The organism is Streptomyces sp. NPDC054956 (assembly GCF_053609185.1).
Genome location: NZ_JBSGXB010000136.1, coordinates 1 through 18899 on the forward strand (window position 1 = coordinate 1; position 18899 = coordinate 18899).

The window sequence follows — 18899 nt, forward strand, 5'->3', positions numbered from 1 at the left end:
GGGGGGGGGGGGCCCCCCCTGCGGCGGCCCGCGACGAAGTGGCCGCACATGCTCACGGTGTCGCGGTGGGAGTTCGCCGGGAGGGCGATAGGCGGCAGGCTGCTGGCCTCGTCTTCTTCCGCTATTTGATCAACACGGGCCGCCCCTGGGCGGGATCGGAGGGTGCCGGAAGTCTTGATCGTGTCCGCCGGCGAAGCGGTGGGCATTGTTCGAGACGCGAGGTGGGTTGCCTATGTCACCGAGTGAGGACGAGGACCGTCGCCGGGCGGAGAGGGCCCGGCAGGTGGGCCTGTTCCGCTACGGCTTGATCCAGGACCTGATCGACACGAAGCTCACGACACGCCAGCGCGGGAAACTCGCCCGTGAACTGGCCGCGAAGGAGCACACCGACCCGTTCGGCCGGCAGGTGCGGGTCGCCCGCGGCACGCTGGACCGCTGGGCCCGCCACTACCGCGCGGGCGGTTTCCCCGCGCTGGTGCCGGCCCAGCGGCAGGTCACCCCACGCACGCCGGTCGAGGTCCTGGACCTGGCGGCCGCGCTGAAGAAGGAGAACCCTGCCCGCACCGCGGCTCAGATCCAGCGGATCCTGCGGACTACGCAGGGCTGGTCGCCGACCGACCGGACGCTGCAGCGGCACTTCGCTGACGCCGGCCTGACCAGCGCCACCGGCAGCGAGAAGAGCGTGTTCGGGCGGTTCGAGGCCACCCGGGGCAACGAGCTGTGGACCGGGGACGCTCTCCACGGGCCGAAGATCGGCGGGCGGAAGACGTACTTGTTCGCGTTCATCGACGACCACAGCCGGGCGATCGTGGGCCACCGGTTCGGGTTCGCCGAGGACACCGTCCGTCTGGCCGCCGCCCTGCGGCCGGCGCTGTCTGCCCGGGGGGGTCCCGGAGTCGATCTACGTTGACAACGGGTCGGCTTTCGTGGACACGTGGCTCTTGAGGGCGTGCGCGTCCCTGGCCGTCCGGCTCACCCATTCCAAGCCCGGACGGCCGCAGGGCAGGGGGAAGATCGAACGGTTCTTCCGCACCGTCCGTGATCAGTTCCTGGTCGAGCTCGATGAGGAACGTGTCGGTCAGATTGAGCATCTCACCGAGCTGAACAGGCTTTTCACCGCGTGGGTGGAGACGGTCTATCACCGCACGGTGCACTCGGAGACGGGGCAGCCTCCGATCGAACGGTGGCTGGGTTCGATTCCCCGGCCGCTGCCGCTGCCCAGCCCCGCTGATCTTCGGGAGGCCTTTCTGTGGTCGGAGTTCCGGACCATGACGAAGACCGCGACGGTCAGCCTGCACGGCAACAGCTACGAGGTCGACCCGATGCTGGTCGGGATGAAGGTCGAGCTGGTCTTCGACCCGTTCGACCTGACCGAGATCGAGGTGAGGGCCTCGGGGAAGACGGCGGGCAAGGCCGTCCCGCATCGGGTGGGCCGTCATACCCATCCGAAGGCGAGGCCGGAGACACCGCCGGAGTCGGCCCCGCCGACTGGAATCGACTACCTCAAGATCCTCGACGAGAAGCACACGGCGAACACCGCGAAGGGCATCAACTACTCGTCCCTGATGGACGACGGGCGGGGACCGCGATGATCGACCGCGTTCAGGGGTACTTCGGTTTCACCCGCGTCCCCTTCGGCCGGAACCTGGCCCCGTCCATGCTCCACCAGCACCACTCCCACCGGGAGGCCGCCGCCCGCATCGCCTGGTGCATCAACAACCGGGCGATCGGCGTGGTCACCGGCGAGGTCGGATCCGGCAAGACGGTCGCTCTCAAAGGTGCCGTCGCCTCGCTGGATCCGGCCCGGTTCACGGTGATCTACCAGCCCAACCCCGAGGTCGGCATGCGCGGCCTCTACGACCGCATCGTCACCAGCCTGGGCGGGACGCCCAAGTTCCACCTGGCCGCTCTCGCGACCCAGGCGTCCGCCGCGCTGGCCGCGGAGGTCGACGAGCGGGGAAGGACGCCGGCCGTGGTGATCGACGAGTCGCACCTGCTCGACCACCAGGAGCTGGACGCGATCCGGATGCTCACCAACTACGACATGGACTCCACGACGCCGTTCGCGGTGTTGCTGATCGGCCAGCCCACCCTGCGCAAACGCATGAAGCACGGCGTCCTGGCGGCCCTGGACCAGCGGATCTCGATCAGTTATCAGATGCCCACGATGACGAAGGAGGAGACCTCCAGCTACATCAAGCACCACCTCACGATCGCCGGGCGAGAGGACACCCTGTTCTCCGACGACGCGGTCGAGCTGATCCACCTCACCAGCCGCGGCCTGCCCCGCTCGGTCAACAACATCGCCTGGCAGTCCCTCATCGCCGCCTTCACCGAGGAGAAGGGCATCGTCGACGAGTCCTCCACCCGGGCCGCCATCACCGAGACCCACGCGACAGAGTGAGCACGAAGCCGACACCGTGTTCACGACGACCCCGGCGGCCTGACGGCCGCCGGGGTCGTTTCATCCCGTCGCATCGACAACCAGCACGTCGCCTTCATGCTCATCTTCAGCGTCGCTCAACACCTGACCCTCCTCAAGGCCCTCCTCGAACTCCAGCTGCGGCGCACCCTGCTCCCCCAGGAGGAGGCCCTCGACGTCGCCGTACGCGAGGTCACGGGCGAGCTCCACGGCACCACAGCCGCCACCCGCTTCGCCGTCCCCACGCTCCCCCTGGTCTACGACCGGTCGCGCGATCCCACCGCCGCGATGGCCGGGAGCTGCGCATCCGCGACGGGGACATCCAGCGGGCACGCGAGGAGATGGCCTCCATCCGCTTCGCGCTCGGCGGGATAGCGACGGGCCACATTGACGGGCTCTGCGACGAGGCCACCTCCATCGATCTGGACTGGGAGGCCCCGATCCAGTCGGTCGACATCTCGGCGCTGGCGGAGTACGGGGACGAGACGGTCGCCACGGTCCTGCGTCTCGACCTGGGCGCAGTCGGCCATCGACCAGCCGGGCCAGAAGCCGTGCATCGTCGTACGCAACGAGCTGCGGCGGCAGATGCGCTCCGGCGGCGCCACCATGGTCAAGAAGATCGACGCCGACCTGCGCCTCTCTCGGGCCACCGGCACCATCCAGGTCCTGGCCACCCACCGCCTCTCCGACTTCGAGTCGGTGGGCGCGGCCGGCTCCGAGGCGGTCGCCATCGCTCGCGACCTGATCGCCTCCTGCGAGACCCGCGTCCAGCTCGCCCAGGACACCCGCCCGCTCCAGATCACCCGCGAGGCCATCGGCCTGACCGACTCGGAATGCGAGCTCATCGGCTCCTGGGGCGCGGGCCAGCGCGGCCGGGCGCTGTGGAAGGTGGGCCGCGGCGGCGGCTCGCACGCGGTCCAGCTGATGCTGTCGCGCACCGAGGAACGCCTCTTCGAGACCGACGAGAAGATGGTGATCTGACGTGTCGGAGCGCGGCGCCGGCCCCTCAACGGCCGGCCTGGACGACAACACGCTGCTCGCCGCGTACGGAGCCGGCCTGGCCGTCACCGTCGGCGGCTCCGTCCTGCTCGCCGGGCCGCTCGCCGGACTCCTGTCCGGGCGGGGCTGGGCGGCGAGCGCGGACAGCGTCCCGGTCACCGTCCTGTCCGCCCTCGTCAAAGGCCCCGGCTCCGTCTACCACCCGGCCCCGCCCTCCTGGCTGTTCTACGGGCTCACGGTGTTCTTCGTACTCGCCCTGGGCGCCGTGATCGTCAAGGTGGCCGGCGCGGTGTCCTTCGGCGGTCGCACCGGCGGTGCCCAGTGGGGCGGGGCGAAGACCGAGCGGAAGATGTACGCCGCGAACGACCCGGCCCAGCGGGTCAACCGCATCACCGCCGGCCGAGGCCTGCGGACCAACAACATCCTCGCGGCCCAGCCGAACATCTCCGCGACCGTGTTCGGCGTACCCGGCTCCTCCAAGACGACGGGCCTGGTCCTGCCGAACGCGGCCGAGTGGCAGGGCGCCCTGGTGGTCACCACCAAGGCCGCCGACCGGATGGCCTCCTGGCTGGCCGAGGCCTCCGCCTCCGGCGGCGACAAGCGGGCCGCGCCCTGGGTCGACCAGGCCAAGAGCGTGCTGAAGGGCATCCTGCTCGCCGCCCACCTCTCGGGCGGCGGGATCTCCGACCTGCGCCGCTGGATCTCGCTGGGCAAGGACGCCCTCGACCACGTCCGCGCCGTCCTCCTCGCCCACGGCTTCACCGAGGTCGCCGACGACTACGCCTCCCCCTGGCTGCGCCTGCACGAGGACGGCGTCGGCTCCATCCAGTTCAGCCTCAACGTCCTGGCCCGCGTCTTCGCCGACGAGGAAGTCCGCGAGACCTGCTCGAAGTCCGACTTCACCTTCGAGGAGTGGCTCGACAGGAAGGGCACCATCTGCGTCATCGCCTCCGAGGCCGACGCCGACCGCTTTGCGCCCCTCATCAGTTCCCTGATCGCCGGAGCGATCCACGCGGCCGAAGCCCGCTACAACGCCACGGGCAAGCCCATCGACCCGGCCGTCGGCTTCCTCGTCGACGAGGCCGGCAACATGCTCCGCTACCCGCGCCTGCCCGCCATCCTCACCACCGGCCGCGGCATGGGCATCGCGATGCTGACGGTCTGGCACGACCTGTCCCAGCTCCGCGAATCCCTCGGCGTGCAGAAGGCCAACACCGTTCTGTCCGCGAGCGGCCTGCGCATGCTCCTGCCCGGCTGCGGCGACCTGGAGACCCTGCGCTACTTCTCCGGCCTGTACGGACGCACCGAGGTCCTGAAGACGAGCCACGGCCGCTCCCGCGGCGAGCACTCCACGAACACCCAGGCCACGGAAACCGACCTCGCGCCCGTCCACTCCCTCCAGCAGCTCCCCGTCTTCACCGCGATCGCCCAGTACACGAACCTCCCGCCGATCAAGGTGAGGATGCGCCTCACCTTCCGCGACAAGGACCTCAAGAAGCTTCTAGCTCAGGCGGAGGACCCGAAGCCCGTCCCCGCCGAGAAGCAGGGACGGCGGGCCAGCAGGACCAGCAGGGGAAGCCGACCATGACCGACCCCTGGGGGCCGCACGTGCCGGACCCCGCCAACCCCATGACCCCCGCCGACCTGTGGCCGTCCCCACCCGGAGCCCCTGCCAGGATGCCGGAGAAGCCGGAGCCGCAGCGCTGGGTGTGGGCGGCCATGGACCCGCCGGAGCGGCGGACCCGGATGCGCGAACTCGCAGCCTGGGTCGAGTGGCTCCGGCGAACCTTCGAACTCCACAACACGGTCACGTACTGCTGGTACCGGCACTCTGGCGTCGTCGAACACCTCACCGCCCTCTACACGGGGTGGATGCGCACCTACGCGGGGGACGAACCACCGGGACGCGAACTCGCCGAAGCCGACTGGATCAACACCCTCCACGCCTTCCTCCCCCGCCTGCAGCTCGCCGCGTGCGCGAACGGCACCCACCAGGAACCGCCGCTCATCGTCCCCCCACCGCCCGGCGCCGCCGAGGCCTTCGACCTGTACCTGAACGCCTCAGACGCGATGAACATCGACGCCGCCCACCCGGTGGCCGCCGAACTCGACGGTCGCGAAGCCGAGCTGAACCCGCCGCTGTAGAGGAGGCCGTGTGTCCCACCCCATCGAGCGTGTTCGGTCCGGTCGGCGTCGAGATCGCCTCTGCTGAGCCGCCGTACTGCTGGCGTTCCCCGCCAGGACCGCAACGTCGTGATCCGCCCCAGACGCTTCCACGCCCAGTCCCAGTTCCAGGCCCATTCCCGAACCGGCGCCTCGTACGGCGCGAATCTTGGAGGTACCCATGGCCACACCTACGGACCATGCCGTCGACCCTTCCGCCGCGGCATCGCGTCCCGGGTCGGGGGCGCTGCCCTTGTGGCAGGCTGACGACTCCGCAGGCTCCGGGGCGCCGGTCCCGCCTCAGCCCGTACGGGCCAGTGACAACGGTCTCGACATGCACGAGCCGGACGAAGCCGACTGGCCTGAGTGGGAAGAAGCGATGGCGGCTTGGGACGAACTCGTTCCTGAGGTCCCCGCCGCCGAGATCCGTGCTGCGGTAGCCGCCGACATCGCCGTCCTGAGCCCACAGCCCGAGAAGGCGGTAGCCGAGGCCGCGCCACTCGCCCCTTCGGCTGAGGTAGCGGAGTCGGCGGTGCCGGCCAAGGCCCCCGAACCCTCAGTCGTTCCGAAGGCGGGGGCAGACGTCAACGCGGCCCTGAGGGGAGCCGACGCTCGCGCGGACACCTTGAAGAACCACCGGGAGTGGCAGCGGATCCAGACCGTTCGCGGTGCCCTGGGTCACCTTTGGGAGGGGATGAAGGAGAAGGCGGGCCCCTACTGGGAGAACTTGAAGGCGGACATCCGCGTCCAGGGCTTCCTGAAGACCGTGTCCATCCGGGCCTGCGAGGCGATCTCGTCCTCGGCGTCGGCCCTGGCTCGCAAGCTTCAGGGCGACCTCCCGACCGCCGACGCCCTGCTCAAACTCTCTGACGCCACCCTGACCTACAGCAATGTCGCCACCGAGGCCAAGCCTGAACCGGCACCTGCATCCGTCGCGACATCCGCCAAAGAGCCCGTCGCCGATCCGATGCCACATCTTGTCGAGCGGGCGACCCCGAAGGCGTACGCCACCCGCGAGGACTCCGTGCGGGCCGCCCGGGAAGTGACGCAGCGCTTCCAGGAGTGGATCGCCAGTCCCATGGGCCAGGAGCTCGTTTCCTCCGACCACCGCCGTGTGGCGGCCTTCCGGGATGCCTGGCAGCAGCTCCCGCCGTACGAAAGCGGACCGGGCCCGGCCGTCGGCCCGTACGGCGAAGTCGCCGAGCACGCCAAGGCACTCGTCACGGCGGCGGTTGGTGCCGCCCGCTTCGCCCCCGGAGACCTTCAGGCCCTCCAGGCGCTGGCCCAGAGCGCAGACCGCCACGCGGCCCGCCTCGCGGTCACCTTGCCTCCCGGCGCGGCAACGCCGGCTCCGAAGGCGGCGACCCCCGCACCCCGTGCGGCGGTACCCGCGCCGGCAGCGGCCCGAATCCCGCGGGCGTCGGTGTAGGCCGTGGTGGTGCCAGGCAGTGCCTGCCCGGCACCACCACGTACGGGATCGCGGTGCCGACTACATGGCGGACCGCAGCATGTCCGCCGTCTTGGTCATCGCGGTCTTCGGCGTCTCGTCGGCCGTCGGCGGCGGTCCGTGTGGCGTCCTCCAGGAGGAGGACGGCCGTCACCGGTCTCGCCCGCGAGCGCCGCAAGCGGTCTCACTGTCGTAGTCCCGGACGGCGCCCGATCGCCAGGTCCGTGGGAACGTACGCGCGCGGCAGCACCCGCTGTGCTGCCTGCACCGGTTTCGTCGGGACCCACTTCAGCTCCTGGGCGATCGACTGATGGGCCGCCGCGTCCAGCATCGCCCGGGGCACCGGCGTGCCCGTACTCCGCGCGGCGGACAGGAGAGCGGCCGCGCCCTTCTGCTCCGCCCCCATCACTGTGGCGTAAGCCTCCTTCAGCGACTCGACCTGACGCGGGTGCACCGGGTAGAAGCGCCGGTCCCTGCCAGCCGAAGGAGGCCGGTAGTCGTCGGCGTTGGTCACCAGGCCGGCCTTGGCCCGCACGACGACCCACGGAGCGGTACCCGCCATCTGCCAGCCCGTGGCGGAGAGCCGGTACGCCGTCGCAGCCAGCGCCCCCACTCCCCCGGCGTCCGCGACGATGTCCGCGGCCGGCCGCGCCCGGCGGCTGATCGGGCGTCCACTCGGAGCCGAACAGCAACTGCCCGATCCGCACGGTCGCGGTACGGGAGATGACGACGGCGGGGTGGGGTTCAGTGGATGGCATCTTCGCAACCTGGCCCCGGCGGACCTGCGCATACCTTGGCAGTTCCAGCGGGGGATGTTCGCGGGGATCGCCCGTGTCGACGACGACGCCCCAGGCATTCGCGGCGGCGCCCCACGCCTTCGAGGCACCCCGCAGCGCCATCGCGGCGCTCTTCAGGTTCTCTTGCACGGCGCCGTCGGCCATGTCCCCGGCGAGCACGTGCATCAGGGTCCGGCCCGCGAGCATCCGGCCCAGCGCGTTCCAGGAGGAGATCTGCTGGAGGTCCGAGCCGCTCAGGCGGTGCTCCGCCGTGTCGTGCAGGGCGGTGTAAGCGGCGCGGGACAGGCGCTCACAGTCCTCGGCGAGGCGGGCGGTGACGGCGCTGGTCGGGTCGGTGGCGGAGGCATGAACCGGCTCGACGGGCAGGGCCGCGGGGAAGGAGGCCAGGTCGTGATCGGCGTCCCGGGTCGCGGCCCGTGCGTAGACGGACGCGTGGTCGAGGGAGGTCTTCGCCCGCTCGAAGGCGTCGACCGCGCCGGGATGCTCGACGCCCTGGGCGAGCCGGTGAACGACGTGCCCGGCCTCCCAGGCGACCTCGGAGTACCGCCGGGCGAGGTAGTCGAACGCCTTCTGGTGCCGCAGCAGGTAGGCGTACGGGGTCAGCGGCGCCCGGTCGGGCCCGAGATGACTGCCGATCACATCGCGCACGGCGCCCACGGCCCGCGCCGCGGATGCGATCCGCTCCCCGGACGGCCCGCGCTGACCGGCCTGCGGGGCCAGGTACCGGCTCGCGGTGCCCAGCAGCGTTCGCGCATCGCCCAGGCAGTCCTCCAGGTTCTGCTCCGCCTGGGTCAGCTCCCTTCGCCGTCGCTGATCCTCGTCGGCCGCCGGCGTAGGGGTGTACGCCCGAGGCCCGAGTCCCTTCTGCACCTGTAACAGCAGTCCGTCGACCTCATCGGCCAGCGCGGCCCGCTCACCGGGCGGGACGGAGGCGAGTGGTGTCCGCGCCACCTCCCGCAGGTGCGCGACGGCCACGTCGAACAGCTCCCCGAGCGTCGCCACCTCACTGCCCCCGAACGTAGGACAGGGCCATGGCCGCGCCGGCCGCCAGCTCTCCGACCTCGACGAGGGAGCGGGCGGATGCCTCGTCGGCGACCTCGCCGGCAGACAGTCGCGTCAGCGCTCCGCTGACGTGCTCCAGCAGGCGTACGTACGGAGTCAGGCCGACGGCACCCGGCTCCAGCGGCGGTGCAGCAACCGGCCGGCCGCGCTCCGGCAACGGGAGACGGTGCCGACCCTCGGAGCACTTCTGCGAGGTGATCAGCCCCTGGATCTCGTCGCTGCCCTCGTCGAACGTGATGCTATGGGCGAGCTTGGCGACCATGCCAAAGGCGTACCAAGCCGCCGACAGCACGGCAACCACGTCCTCGGAGTCCAGCTCACGGTCCAGCTCATCCAGCACTGTTGCGGACACTGACGACCCCTCCTTTGTATCGGAATGGGGATGATCGTCCCACCCGCGGGGCAGTCGTTGGGTCGGCCTGTGGATAAGCCTGATCTTGTGGAGAACACCCGTACCGGGGTGTTGGGCTGGTGGTGACGCGCGAGGACGGAGTGTCTCCCCGGAGGTCCCACCGGGCCGGTCCTTGCTGGTCTGGGTGTGGGCCGGAGACCTTGCGCGGCCCCGGGCCGCGGGATGCCCCGCCCCGCAGCAGGAGTTCGGGGCGGGTTGGACGAGCCCCCGCAGGGTGCCCGCGTCATTCCCGTTAGCTGTGCAGGACTCCGGTGCGGGCTGCGATGCCTCGAAGTTCGGGTGTGGTGCGCCCGGACAGCAGCAGGCCGGAGACCAGGGATTTCACGGCGGGGCGGGCGTGAGTTTCCTGCGGTGCCCAGTACTCGGCCTGGAGGAGGGCGCGGATGCATTCGTCGCGGCGGCCCCATTGCGCGAAGGCCTTCGCGCGGTCGGTGAAGTAGAGGGCGCGCCGTTCGGTGGTGGGGAGTGCTTGGGGGGCGAGGGCGTCGGCGGCGGCGATGGCGGCCGAGGGATCTCCGGCGGTGTTCTCTGCCGAGATCAGGTGGAGCTGGACGGTGGCCCAGCTGAAGCCGCCGCCGGTGTCCCGGAGGTGGGTGACGGAGCCGAGGCTCTTGGCGATGGCGGTGGCCTCGCTGGTCAGCTCGCGCATGCCGGCTTGGTTGCGTTGGTGGGCGACGGTGTAGGCGGCGCACTGGACGAGCAGGCCGCGCTGGGCGATCCCGGCGTTGCCGAGTTCTCGCAGGGCCGGGTCGTCGGCTGCGTTCAGGGCGAGGGTCAGGGCCTGGTCGTGCCATCCCGCCTTGCGTGCGAGGACGGCCTGCTGGCGGGCCGCCTCCGCTGCCGCGACGGGTGCCCCGGCGGCCGAGGCGAACTGCCGGGCGCGGTCGGCCGCCATCCAGCCGAGTTGCGGCTCGTCGAGCTTGATGAGGATGCGCGTCGCCAGGAGGTAGGCCTGCGCCAGCACGGGGAAACTGTCGCTGTTGGACTGGTGCCCGGCGGAGATCAGGCGTGGGAGCCGTAGGGCGAGGCTGGAGTACGCGCAGTCGTTGAAGTCCGCCGAGGCGCGGTGCAGTTCCACCGAGAGGGGGTCCTGTGGCATGTCAGGGGCCGCGCTGCCGAGTCCGAGCATCGCGTCGCGCAGCCCCGCGACGAGGGTCTCGCCGAGTTGCGCCTCCTCGGTCTTGGCCGGGGCAGCGCCGGCGAGGGGGGCTCCCAGGGCGGCCGCGGCGGTGACCGCCAGGTTCGCGAGCAGTTGCCTTCGCGTGCGCACCGGGTCCTCTCCGTCCTCGTGCCCTGGGATTCCCAGCGTAGAGGCGGGCAGGCTGGGATAGGGCCCGGTTCGCTGACTGCGCGGGTCCGTATCGGGGCCCGTAGCGGGGCCCGTAGTGAGGCCCGTAGTGGGGGCAAGGCCGAGGTCCTGGGGTGGGATGCCGAGTGCCTGGGCGAATCTCTGGAGCACGGACAGGTCTGTCATGTTCGATTTTCCGCGCTCCAAGCGGGATACCTGGGCGGCCGAGTAGCCGGTCATCGACCCGAGCTTGGCCAGGGACATTCCCTGGATTCTGCGTGCTCTGCGCACCACCTCGCCAGGTGTCGCCGCCCCGGGTGCCGCCTGTGGCTTTCGAACTGCATCCATAGTCCCGTCCCGGTGTAGCCGAGGCTGCGTGGTCCCCGTGAAGCGGGGGCTCGGACGCGGCCGTCCGTCCTTGCACGAGATGCAAACTCCTTGCAGCCCCATGGCTACTGACTGTTGTACCGCGTCCTGGTGCGGTGGTCTTGGAGTTGCGGCGGTTCACCAACGCCGCGCACTCCCCACCCCCGTGAGTACTCCTCAGAAGGGACTTCTCCGTGGATCAGTACCTGCCGCAGCGCGACCGTCTGCTGACGTCGTCCAGGCCCCTGCCGGACTTCGAAGCCGTGGGCTCGAACGGACCCTGGCTCCACCTCGCCGACGGACGCCGCATCCTCGACGGATCGAGTGGGCTCCTCTGTGTGAACGTCGGACAGGGCAGTCCCGCGGTCTTCGCCCGCATAGAGAAGCAGTTCTCCCGCTACTCCTTCGGCGGCGCCGCCGTCGTCCAGCCCCACATCCAGATGGAACTGATGGACAGCCTGTGCCGCGCGGTGGGCAGGCCGGATGACTCCGTCGCACTGACCACGTGCGGAACGCTCGGTGTGGAGGTCGCGGTGGGCCTGGCACGGAACATCGTGCGGGTCCGCGACGGAAAGCGGCGCGGGGACATCCTCACGTCGAGCCTCTCCTACCACGGCAACAGCATGTTCACCCTCGGGGTCGCGGGCAACCAGATCCGCAACCCCCGCCCGGAAGACCGCTACGGGCTCGGCCCCGCCTTCCCCGCGCCCTACCCGCCCACGCACGGCCACGCCCACGACGGGCAGGGGTGCGGCGTCGCGTGCGCTGATGAGGTGGCGCTGGCGATCGACAGCCGGGGCGCGGAGAACGTCGCCGCGGTCCTGATCGAGCCCGTCAACGGCACCACGGGCGGCGCCTTCGTACCCCCGGACGGCTACCTGCGGCGGGTGTCGGAGATCTGCCGCGAGCGGCACGTCCTGGTCATCCACGACGAGGTCCTGACCGGGCTGTGGCGCACCGGCACCCCACTGGCGAGTCATCACTGGGACGGGTGCGAGCCCGACCTGGTCGTCCTCTCCAAGGGCCTGGGCGCCGGCTACACCGGTGTGGGCGCGGTGCTGGTGTCGCCGGAGCTCGCGCCGCTGCTGCGGCGCAAGGGCGTGGACCCGCTGCCCGCGATGGGCACCATGGCTACCCACCCCCTCCAGGCGGCGGCTTGCCTGGGGGTCCTGGACGAGCTGGAGGCCATGGACTTCGGTGCCTTCACCGCGCGTGGAGAGCGTCTGGGCACGACGCTGCGGTCCCTGACCAGCCGGGCGCCGGTACGGGAGGTCCGGGGCATCGGCCACCTGTACGGGGTGGAGGTCGCCCCGGGCCTGCTCTGGCGGCTGATGGAGGAGTGCGAGCGGCGCGGCGTCTTCTTCTACCCGTTCACCGGAGCCGGCCACCCGCGCAGCGAGGGCCTGGTCGTCGCGCCCCCGCTGAACTCCAGCGAGGACGACATCGACTTCCTGACCGCCGCGCTCACCGACGCCGTCGGCGCCCTGAGCTGACCCGCCCTGCCGCTCCCCTGCCGTGGGGGCGGACCGTCTCGACGCAGAAACCGAGGACACGTCATGCAGTTTCCCGTCACGGTCATCGACCAGCTCGACGAGGCCCAGCTCAGCAGGTGGCACGACTTCTACGGGGTGAACGCCGACCGGCCCCGCTTCGAGGAGGAGGGCATCTGGCGGCGCACCCAGCAGGAGGAGACCGCCTCCAACTCCGGCTGGGCGGGCGAGGGCGACGCGCGCCGCCGCATCGTCCACTACTGGCACCAGTACGGGCTCGTCGACACCACCGCGGCGCCGTCGCTCGCCATGACCGAGATGTACCTGTACCACTCGGTGGCCGCGCCCCGGGACGAGATCGAGGAGGCGTGGGAGCAGAACCACGCGATGCTGGCCGACGGTGGCTGGAAGCAGGTCGGGCGGGGTCGGTACGAGCTGGGTGACCTGCGCGTCCACATGATCCGGGTGGAGGAGCACCCGGAGGACCTGCGGGCGGGCCGCCGCCTCCCGGCCGACTACGAGGTCATCGACACCGTCTTCACCTCCGTCAACGCCTTCCCGCCCAGGGCGGTCCGCCGACGGCCGTGGGAGGTCCTGACCCACGGCGTCCGGGTCAAGGACACCCCCGGCGAGCCCGTCTACGCCGACGACCTCGCGCAGCTCACGGACTTCCTGCCGTTCCAGGTCGAGGCCGGCTGCGGTCTGTCCTACGAGGCCGGGATTCCTCCGCTGCACCGGCTCCACGAGATCTACCACGTCAACGAGATCGAGGACGAACAGCTCCGCAAGGGCTTCACGTTCATCCTCGCTCCGGGCCGGGACCCGCTGCTCGCGGAGATGTTCCTCGACACCGAGAACAAGGTCGGCGAGCTGTCGGACATGTACCGGGCGTGCTTCGACGCCGAGGTCACCCCGGCGCTCCGCGCGCTCAAGCGCATGGAGGAGGCCGGGCACATGGTCGGCCCGTTCATCACGAACAACTTCGACGCGCTCGGCGCCCGCGCCGGGTTCCAGGAGGAGTTCATGCGCCGCTACGACCAGCGGATCCCGCCGGTCACCTTCCACCCCGACGCGAAGGCCCTGGTCGTGATCGGGCTGCACGCCGACCGGCGCTGGGTGGCCAAGCGGGCCCGCGCGGCCGGCCTCAAGGTATTCCTCGTCGACCCGGAGGGATTCCCCCGTCCGGACGGAACCTGGTTCGCCTACCCGCTGGAGGCCCCCCAGACCGGTGACGTCGTCGTACGGCAGACGGCCGCCGTCGCGATCGGCGAGCTGGAGCAGCTGCTGAACCCGACGTGACCAGCGCGTGAAATCCGGGGCCGGGGAACGGCGCTAGCCTCTGGGCTCGTTCCCCGGCCCCGCCCCGCGGTGCCCCTCCCAGGATGAGAGTCAAGGAATGCGCGTTTCAGTGATCGGCTGCGGACACCTCGGCATCCCGCACGCGGCGGCGATGGCCGAACTGGGTCACGAAGTCATCGGTGTGGACGTCGACCAGGCCAAAGTCGAGCGGCTCAACGCAGGCGAATGCCCCATCTACGAGACCGACCTCCCCGAGCTGCTCGCCGCCCACACCGCGAGCGGGCGCCTGCGGTTCACCACCGACATCCGCGAGGCAGCCGAGTTCGCAGAGCTGCACTTCATCGGTGTCGGCACGCCGATCGACGCGGACGGACGCTCCTACGACACCGGGCAGGTCTACGGCGCCATCCGCCAGCTCGCCCCGCTCCTGACCCGGCCGTGCACGATCGTCGGCAAGAGCACGGTCACCGTCGGGACCACGGTCCAGGTCACCGCGCTCGCCCAGCGCCTCGCCCCGGCGGGCACCGCGGTAGAGGTGGTCTGGAACCCGGAGTTCCTCCGCGAGGGGCACGCGGTCGAGGACACCCTGCGGCCCGACCGGCTCATCGCGGGCGTGACCACCGCCGAGGGGGAGAAGGCGATCCGGGCCGTGTACGCGCCGATCCTGGACGCGGGTGTCCCGATCTTCGTCACCGACCCCCAGACCGCCGAACTCGCCAAGGGCGCCGCGAACACCTTCCTCGGCCTGAAGATCAGCTACATCAACGCCGTCGCCGACATGTGCCAGGCCGCAGGTGGCGACGTCTCCCAGATCGTGGAGATCCTCGGCATCGACCCGCGCATCGGCAGCGGCGGGATGCGGCCCGGCATCGGCTACGGCGGCGGCTGCCTCCCCAAGGACGTGCGCGCCTTCACCGCCTCCGCACGGCAGCTCGGCGCCGAACAGGCCGCCGTCCTCCTGCGCGCCGCCGAGAAGATCAACGAGAGCCGCACCGACGTGGCCATGGACCTCATCCGCGAGGCCCTGTGCGGGCGCCCGGTCAAGAACGCCAACGTCACCGTGTGGGGCGCCGCTTTCAAGCCCGGCACAAACGACGTCCGCGAGAGCCCGGCACTCGCCCTCGCCCACGCCCTCCAGCAGGCCGGCGCCACGGTCACCGTTCACGACCCGCAGGCCGTGGCCACCGCCATGACCCGCAACCCGGAACTGGACTACACCGACAACGTCGCCGCATCCGTCGAAGGAGCCGACCTCGTCGTCCTGGCCACCGAATGGCCGGAGTACCGCGAGGCAGACCCCTGTGCCCTCGTAGCTCTGCCGGCCGACCCGCTGCTCGTCGACTGCCGCACGACCCTCGACCCCGAGCCCTGGCGCACGGCCGGCTGGGCCGTCCACCAGCTCGGACGCCCCGGGAAGTAGCTCCCGCGGAGAAGGGCTCGCGCTGCTGCCCCCACGCCCCTGGAAAGGTTCCCGCCATGACCAGTGACGACGTTGTGCTCCGTCGTGCCGATGACTCCGACGCAGGTCCCGCGGCCGACGTCTGGCTGCGTTCCTTCGCCGCCGCGCTGCCCACCGTGCGCTGCGCCCACGCCGAAGCCGACGTACGCGACTGGTTCGCCCGCGTCCTCGTGCCCCAGTACGAGACCTGGGTCGCGGTCACCGGGAGCGAGGTGGTGGGGGTCATGGTGATCAACGGCGGGGAAATGAAGCAGCTCTACCTCGACCCCGCGTGGCGCGGTCGGCGTCTCGGCGACCGGTTCATGTCCCTCGCCAAGGAGCAGCGGCCGGAGGGGCTGTCGCTGTGGACGTTCCAGGTCAACGAACCGGCGCACCGGTTCTACGAGCGCCACGGCTTCATCGCGGTCGAGCGGACGGACGGCACGCGCAACGACGAGCACGAGCCGGACGTCCGATACATCTGGCGGCCCCCACCGGCACCCTGACGACGAGGGTGGTCGGGGTGACCTCCCTCGTCGTCGTCGGTGCCGGTCTCCGGTGTCGTCATGACAGTTCTGATCGTCGGTGGCAGCGGCTTTCTCGGGACAGAGCTGGTCCGGCAGGCGATAGCAGCAGGGCACACGACCGTCGTGACGTACGCGACCAAGCCCGGCGCCGCCTCCCCCACCACGTGGCGCCGTCTCGATCTGCGGGACGCGGGAAGCCTGGACGCGGTCATGTCCGAGGTTCGCAGGCCGCGGTCGCCCGAACCTCGCTGATCGTGGCTACGGGCGGTCGGTCTACGAGAAGGCGGTGCACGAACTCGCTGCCGGCACCCGTGACGGCGTCCTGTTCACGGACGATATCCGTTGTCCCGTGCATGTCACCGACCTGGCCGCCGCCCTCCTGGAGCTGGCGGCCACCGAAGCGGTCGGCGTCCACCACCTCGCAGGGCGCGACGCCGTGAGCCGTCACGAACTGGGCATCCTCATCGCCGAGCGAGACGGACTCGACGCCTCCCGGCTCCCCATGAGCCTGCGGGCCGACAGCACACTCCGCGGCGCCTTCGACGTACGCCTCGACAGCCGCGCGACCCAACGAGGTCTGCGCACCGTACTGCGCGGGGCCCAGCAGTTCCTCCGGCCCGGGTGCTCCATCTGATCCAGGGTCGCCACCATTGCTCTGCAGGCCTTCCTGCGCGGATTCCCTGAGCAGGCGGCCGACATGGCCGAAGGCGCCTACGAGCGCGGCCGCACCGGGAACGCCAAGGCTGCCAAGGCAGCGCTCGGCCGGACCCAGGAACTCCTCGACTCCACAACGTCCCGACCGCCGCATGGACGGTGGCCATCGAGCCCGGCGGCGAGATCCGCGACGGCGCCTGGGTCGCCGAACTGTCCGGCGACTGCCTCAAGGGCTGGCCGAAGGGAATGCGGCTGATCGTTCGCAAGGAACGACCCATCCCGGCGCCCAGTTGCGCTCCACCGACACCGACACCGACACCGACGGCCTGCGGCTTACCGCGTTCGCCACCAACACCACCGGCGTCCCCATCGCCGCACTCGAACTGCGGCACCGCCAGCGGGCGAGGGCCGAGGACCGCATCCGGGCCGCCCGCGCCACCGGCCTGCGCAACCTTCCCCTGCACGAGGCCGCGCAGAACCAGATCTGGCTGGAGATCGTCCAGATCGCCCTCGCCCTCCTCGCCTGGATGGCCATCCTTGCTCTGACCGGAGAAACCCGCAGGTGGGAGCCCGCCGCCTCCGGCTCCGCCTCTTCTCCGCCGCCGCTCAGCTCGTCACCACCGCCCGCCGCCAGCACCTGCGGTTCGCCCACCACTGGCCCTGGACCGGCGTGATCACCGACGCCCTGGCACGCCTCAAAGCTCTCCCGAACCCCGGCTGACCAGCACGTTCCCGTCCCTCCGAGCCGCACCACCCCGCCGGAGCCGTGGAACCCGGCGCCCACCCGACGCGACAGCCGGGCCATCAGCCTGGCCGCCACCAGCCCGAACAACCGAAACGGCCCGCCGAGGAAACCGACGGACCGTCACGAAAGATCGAGGTTAGTGATCTACAATCCCTTAGGCTACCGGCATGTTTGAATACCATGGCTGGATTACGGTTCGCGAGTGTGCCACGGACGACGATGACTCAACGCGACTCACCGAGATCGTCCAGGGTCTTCGGCATCGCATCGACGCGATGGCCAGCCCCTACCTCCTCGACTTGCGGTGGATGAATGGTGAACCGTTTATCCACATCGGAGGCTTCACCAACCATCGCGCATCCGAGATCTTCGAGCTGTTCAGCCATACGGGTATGGAGGCTCCGGGGTCCTACGGCCTGCTCCACCTGCGCGACGATGAAGACCCCGGCCACGAGAACGAGGTCCGCGTCCTGAGGCTGGCTCGCGGAGTCGTTACCTGGCACACCGAGGCGTTGCTGTCGCCATGCATCCCGACACTGGAGGATCCCTTCGACGGGTAGGGGCAGGGTGCACATCGCGCGAAATCGCTTGCCTGCTGCATCGGAGACTGGCCGCGGATCGTGCCCCCTGGACGGCTTCTAGCAGACTTGGCGTGTGTCGGTCAGGACGTCGACGGTCTGATTGACGTCCTGACCGTCGCGGTGGAGACCTTGAACCCGGTACCAATCTAAGGCTTGTCCCGTAACTGCTGGTCACAGGTGAGATGATCTTGTTGTGGCTGGTGTGATCACGGCGTCGGAGCCGTCTTGGATAGCCCCGTTCACCGGGCTGAGCCCGCGCTGTTTCGGGAAGCTGGTGGCGGTGCTGCGGCGCGAGGGTGCTGATGCGGTCCGCAAGGGCCGGCCGTGGAGCCTTCCGCTGGAGGACCGGGCCCTGCTGGTCGCGGCGTACTGGCGCACGAACTTGACGATGCGCCAGCTCGCACCGCTATTCGGGGTCTCGAAGTCGGCGGCGGACCGGATCATCGACCACCTCGGGCCGATGCTCGCGCTCCAGCCCCGCAAGCGGTTCGCCAAGGGCACCGTCCTGATCGTGGACGGAACCCTCGTCCCCACCCGGGATCACGCCATCGCCGCGCAGTCGAAGAACTACCGGTACTCCACCAACCACCAGGTCGTCATCGACGCCGACACCCGCCTGGTCGTCGTGGTCGGCCGGCCTCTGCCCGGGAACCGCAACGACTGCAAGGCGTGGGAGGAGTCCGGCGCCAAAGCCGCCGTCGGCAAGACACTCACGATCGCCGACGGCGGCTACCCGGGCACCGGACTCCTCATCCCTCACCGCCGCGAGCGCGGTCAGATCGAACTCCCCGCCTGGAAGGAGGAACACAACAAGTCCCACAAGCAGGTCCGCGCCCGCGTCGAGCACGTCTTCGCCCGCATGAAGACCTGGAAGATCCTCCGCGACTGCCGCCTCAAAGGCGAGGGCGTCCGCCAGGCCATGCTCGGCATCGCCCGCATGCACAACCTCGCCCTCGCCGGATAGGCCAGAGGGCCGTACGTCAGCCCGTCATGCCCGAGACGACTCAAAGATCATTTACGGGACAACCCTTAGGCAAGCGTCTTGCTGCTGCGAAGGTGGACCAGGTCGAGGAGGGCCTACCTGAAACAGGCTGCGCAGTGCCAGCGGGATTTCGATTCAAGTCTTCGGGCGTAGATTGACCAAGAGACATGCTCAACAACTTCGTACTGGATATCGAGCATTGTTCGATACAGGAGAAGCAGGGCTCC

Annotated in this window: 15 protein-coding genes and 4 pseudogenes; 15 read left to right on the forward strand and 4 right to left on the reverse strand. The window is 70.3% G+C overall.

Translation table 11 applies throughout. From position 1 onward, the window contains the following. Positions 1-232: 232 nt before the first annotated feature. The 7 genes and pseudogenes from ACWGDE_RS21415 to ACWGDE_RS21445 all read left to right on the forward strand — a co-directional run bounded on the left by ACWGDE_RS21415 (position 233) and on the right by ACWGDE_RS21445 (position 7013). Positions 233-910 (forward strand): DDE-type integrase/transposase/recombinase, encoded by a 678-nt coding sequence (locus ACWGDE_RS21415; protein ID WP_453390587.1) that lies wholly within the window; start codon positions 233-235, stop codon positions 908-910. Between the two features lie 358 nt (positions 911-1268). Continuing rightward, positions 1269-1592 (forward strand): Mu transposase C-terminal domain-containing protein, encoded by a 324-nt coding sequence (locus tag ACWGDE_RS21420; RefSeq protein WP_453390588.1) that lies wholly within the window; start codon positions 1269-1271, stop codon positions 1590-1592. Then, positions 1589-2404: an ExeA family protein gene (locus ACWGDE_RS21425; protein ID WP_453390589.1), complete on the forward strand. Its 816-nt coding sequence runs from the start codon at positions 1589-1591 to the stop codon at positions 2402-2404. Before ACWGDE_RS21420 ends, ACWGDE_RS21425 begins: the two co-directional genes overlap by 4 nt. A 117-nt stretch (positions 2405-2521) precedes the next feature. Then, positions 2522-3403: pseudogene (locus ACWGDE_RS21430) on the forward strand (type VI secretion protein); the annotation flags it as partial. Position 3404: 1 nt separating this feature from the next. Continuing rightward, positions 3405-5009 (forward strand): type IV secretory system conjugative DNA transfer family protein, encoded by a 1605-nt coding sequence (locus tag ACWGDE_RS21435; RefSeq protein WP_453390590.1) that lies wholly within the window; start codon positions 3405-3407, stop codon positions 5007-5009. After that, positions 5006-5566 carry a hypothetical protein gene (locus tag ACWGDE_RS21440; RefSeq protein ID WP_453390591.1) on the forward strand — a complete coding sequence of 187 codons (561 nt, stop codon included), beginning with the start codon at positions 5006-5008 and terminating at the stop codon, positions 5564-5566. Before ACWGDE_RS21435 ends, ACWGDE_RS21440 begins: the two co-directional genes overlap by 4 nt. Before the next feature lie 352 nt (positions 5567-5918). Next, positions 5919-7013 (forward strand): hypothetical protein, encoded by a 1095-nt coding sequence (locus ACWGDE_RS21445; RefSeq protein ID WP_453390592.1) that lies wholly within the window; start codon positions 5919-5921, stop codon positions 7011-7013. Between the two features lie 95 nt (positions 7014-7108). Here ACWGDE_RS21445 and ACWGDE_RS21450 read toward each other — a convergent pair whose 3' ends face one another. The 4 genes and pseudogenes from ACWGDE_RS21450 to ACWGDE_RS21465 form a co-directional block, all read right to left on the reverse strand. Then, positions 7109-8830, reverse strand: a complete 1722-nt coding sequence (locus ACWGDE_RS21450) for a hypothetical protein (protein WP_453390593.1) — start codon at positions 8828-8830, stop codon at positions 7109-7111. Between the two features lies 1 nt (position 8831). After that, the gene (locus tag ACWGDE_RS21455) at positions 8832-9242 is read right to left on the reverse strand and encodes a hypothetical protein (protein ID WP_453390594.1); all 411 of its coding nucleotides are present in this window, start codon (positions 9240-9242) and stop codon (positions 8832-8834) included. A gap of 292 nt (positions 9243-9534) precedes the next feature. Beyond that, positions 9535-10572 carry an XRE family transcriptional regulator gene (locus tag ACWGDE_RS21460; protein ID WP_453390601.1) on the reverse strand — a complete coding sequence of 346 codons (1038 nt, stop codon included), beginning with the start codon at positions 10570-10572 and terminating at the stop codon, positions 9535-9537. Positions 10573-10725: 153 nt separating this feature from the next. Further along, positions 10726-11040: pseudogene (locus ACWGDE_RS21465) on the reverse strand (helix-turn-helix domain-containing protein); the annotation flags it as partial. A gap of 110 nt (positions 11041-11150) precedes the next feature. On the opposite strand from ACWGDE_RS21465, the gene ACWGDE_RS21470 reads away from it, so the two are divergent. From ACWGDE_RS21470 to ACWGDE_RS21505, 8 genes and pseudogenes are all read left to right on the forward strand, one after another. Beyond that, positions 11151-12449 carry an aminotransferase class III-fold pyridoxal phosphate-dependent enzyme gene (locus tag ACWGDE_RS21470; protein ID WP_453390595.1) on the forward strand — a complete coding sequence of 433 codons (1299 nt, stop codon included), beginning with the start codon at positions 11151-11153 and terminating at the stop codon, positions 12447-12449. 63 nt (positions 12450-12512) lie between these two features. Beyond that, positions 12513-13745, forward strand: coding sequence for a hypothetical protein (locus tag ACWGDE_RS21475; protein ID WP_453390596.1), 1233 nt, complete (start codon positions 12513-12515; stop codon positions 13743-13745). 97 nt (positions 13746-13842) lie between these two features. After that, positions 13843-15165, forward strand: coding sequence for a UDP-glucose dehydrogenase family protein (locus tag ACWGDE_RS21480; protein WP_453390597.1), 1323 nt, complete (start codon positions 13843-13845; stop codon positions 15163-15165). Between the two features lie 56 nt (positions 15166-15221). Further along, the gene (locus ACWGDE_RS21485; protein ID WP_453390598.1) at positions 15222-15689 is read left to right on the forward strand and encodes an N-acetyltransferase family protein; all 468 of its coding nucleotides are present in this window, start codon (positions 15222-15224) and stop codon (positions 15687-15689) included. A 60-nt stretch (positions 15690-15749) separates the two neighbouring features. Then, positions 15750-16344, forward strand: a pseudogene (locus tag ACWGDE_RS21490) (sugar nucleotide-binding protein). Positions 16345-16505: 161 nt separating this feature from the next. Next, positions 16506-17085, forward strand: a pseudogene (locus ACWGDE_RS21495) (transposase); the annotation flags it as partial. Positions 17086-17276: 191 nt separating this feature from the next. Beyond that, entirely contained in the window at positions 17277-17669 is a 393-nt protein-coding gene (locus ACWGDE_RS21500) for an Imm7 family immunity protein (protein ID WP_453390599.1), read from the forward strand. A gap of 214 nt (positions 17670-17883) precedes the next feature. After that, complete coding sequence (locus tag ACWGDE_RS21505) at positions 17884-18654, forward strand: transposase (protein ID WP_453390600.1); 771 nt, start codon at positions 17884-17886, stop codon at positions 18652-18654. Positions 18655-18899 lie beyond the last annotated feature (245 nt).

What these genes read in the sequence shown, in the direction of transcription:
- ACWGDE_RS21500 (WP_453390599.1), top strand. Translation starts at nt 17,277, where the DNA reads ATGTTTGAATACCATGGCTGGATTACGGTTCGCGAGTGTGCCACGGAC.
- ACWGDE_RS21485 (WP_453390598.1), top strand. Translation starts at nt 15,222, where the DNA reads ATGACCAGTGACGACGTTGTGCTCCGTCGTGCCGATGACTCCGACGCA.
- ACWGDE_RS21420 (WP_453390588.1), top strand. Translation starts at nt 1,269, where the DNA reads ATGACGAAGACCGCGACGGTCAGCCTGCACGGCAACAGCTACGAGGTC.
- ACWGDE_RS21415 (WP_453390587.1), top strand. Translation starts at nt 233, where the DNA reads ATGTCACCGAGTGAGGACGAGGACCGTCGCCGGGCGGAGAGGGCCCGG.
- ACWGDE_RS21425 (WP_453390589.1), top strand. Translation starts at nt 1,589, where the DNA reads ATGATCGACCGCGTTCAGGGGTACTTCGGTTTCACCCGCGTCCCCTTC.
- ACWGDE_RS21475 (WP_453390596.1), top strand. Translation starts at nt 12,513, where the DNA reads ATGCAGTTTCCCGTCACGGTCATCGACCAGCTCGACGAGGCCCAGCTC.
- ACWGDE_RS21445 (WP_453390592.1), top strand. Translation starts at nt 5,919, where the DNA reads ATGCACGAGCCGGACGAAGCCGACTGGCCTGAGTGGGAAGAAGCGATG.
- ACWGDE_RS21480 (WP_453390597.1), top strand. Translation starts at nt 13,843, where the DNA reads ATGCGCGTTTCAGTGATCGGCTGCGGACACCTCGGCATCCCGCACGCG.
- ACWGDE_RS21440 (WP_453390591.1), top strand. Translation starts at nt 5,006, where the DNA reads ATGACCGACCCCTGGGGGCCGCACGTGCCGGACCCCGCCAACCCCATG.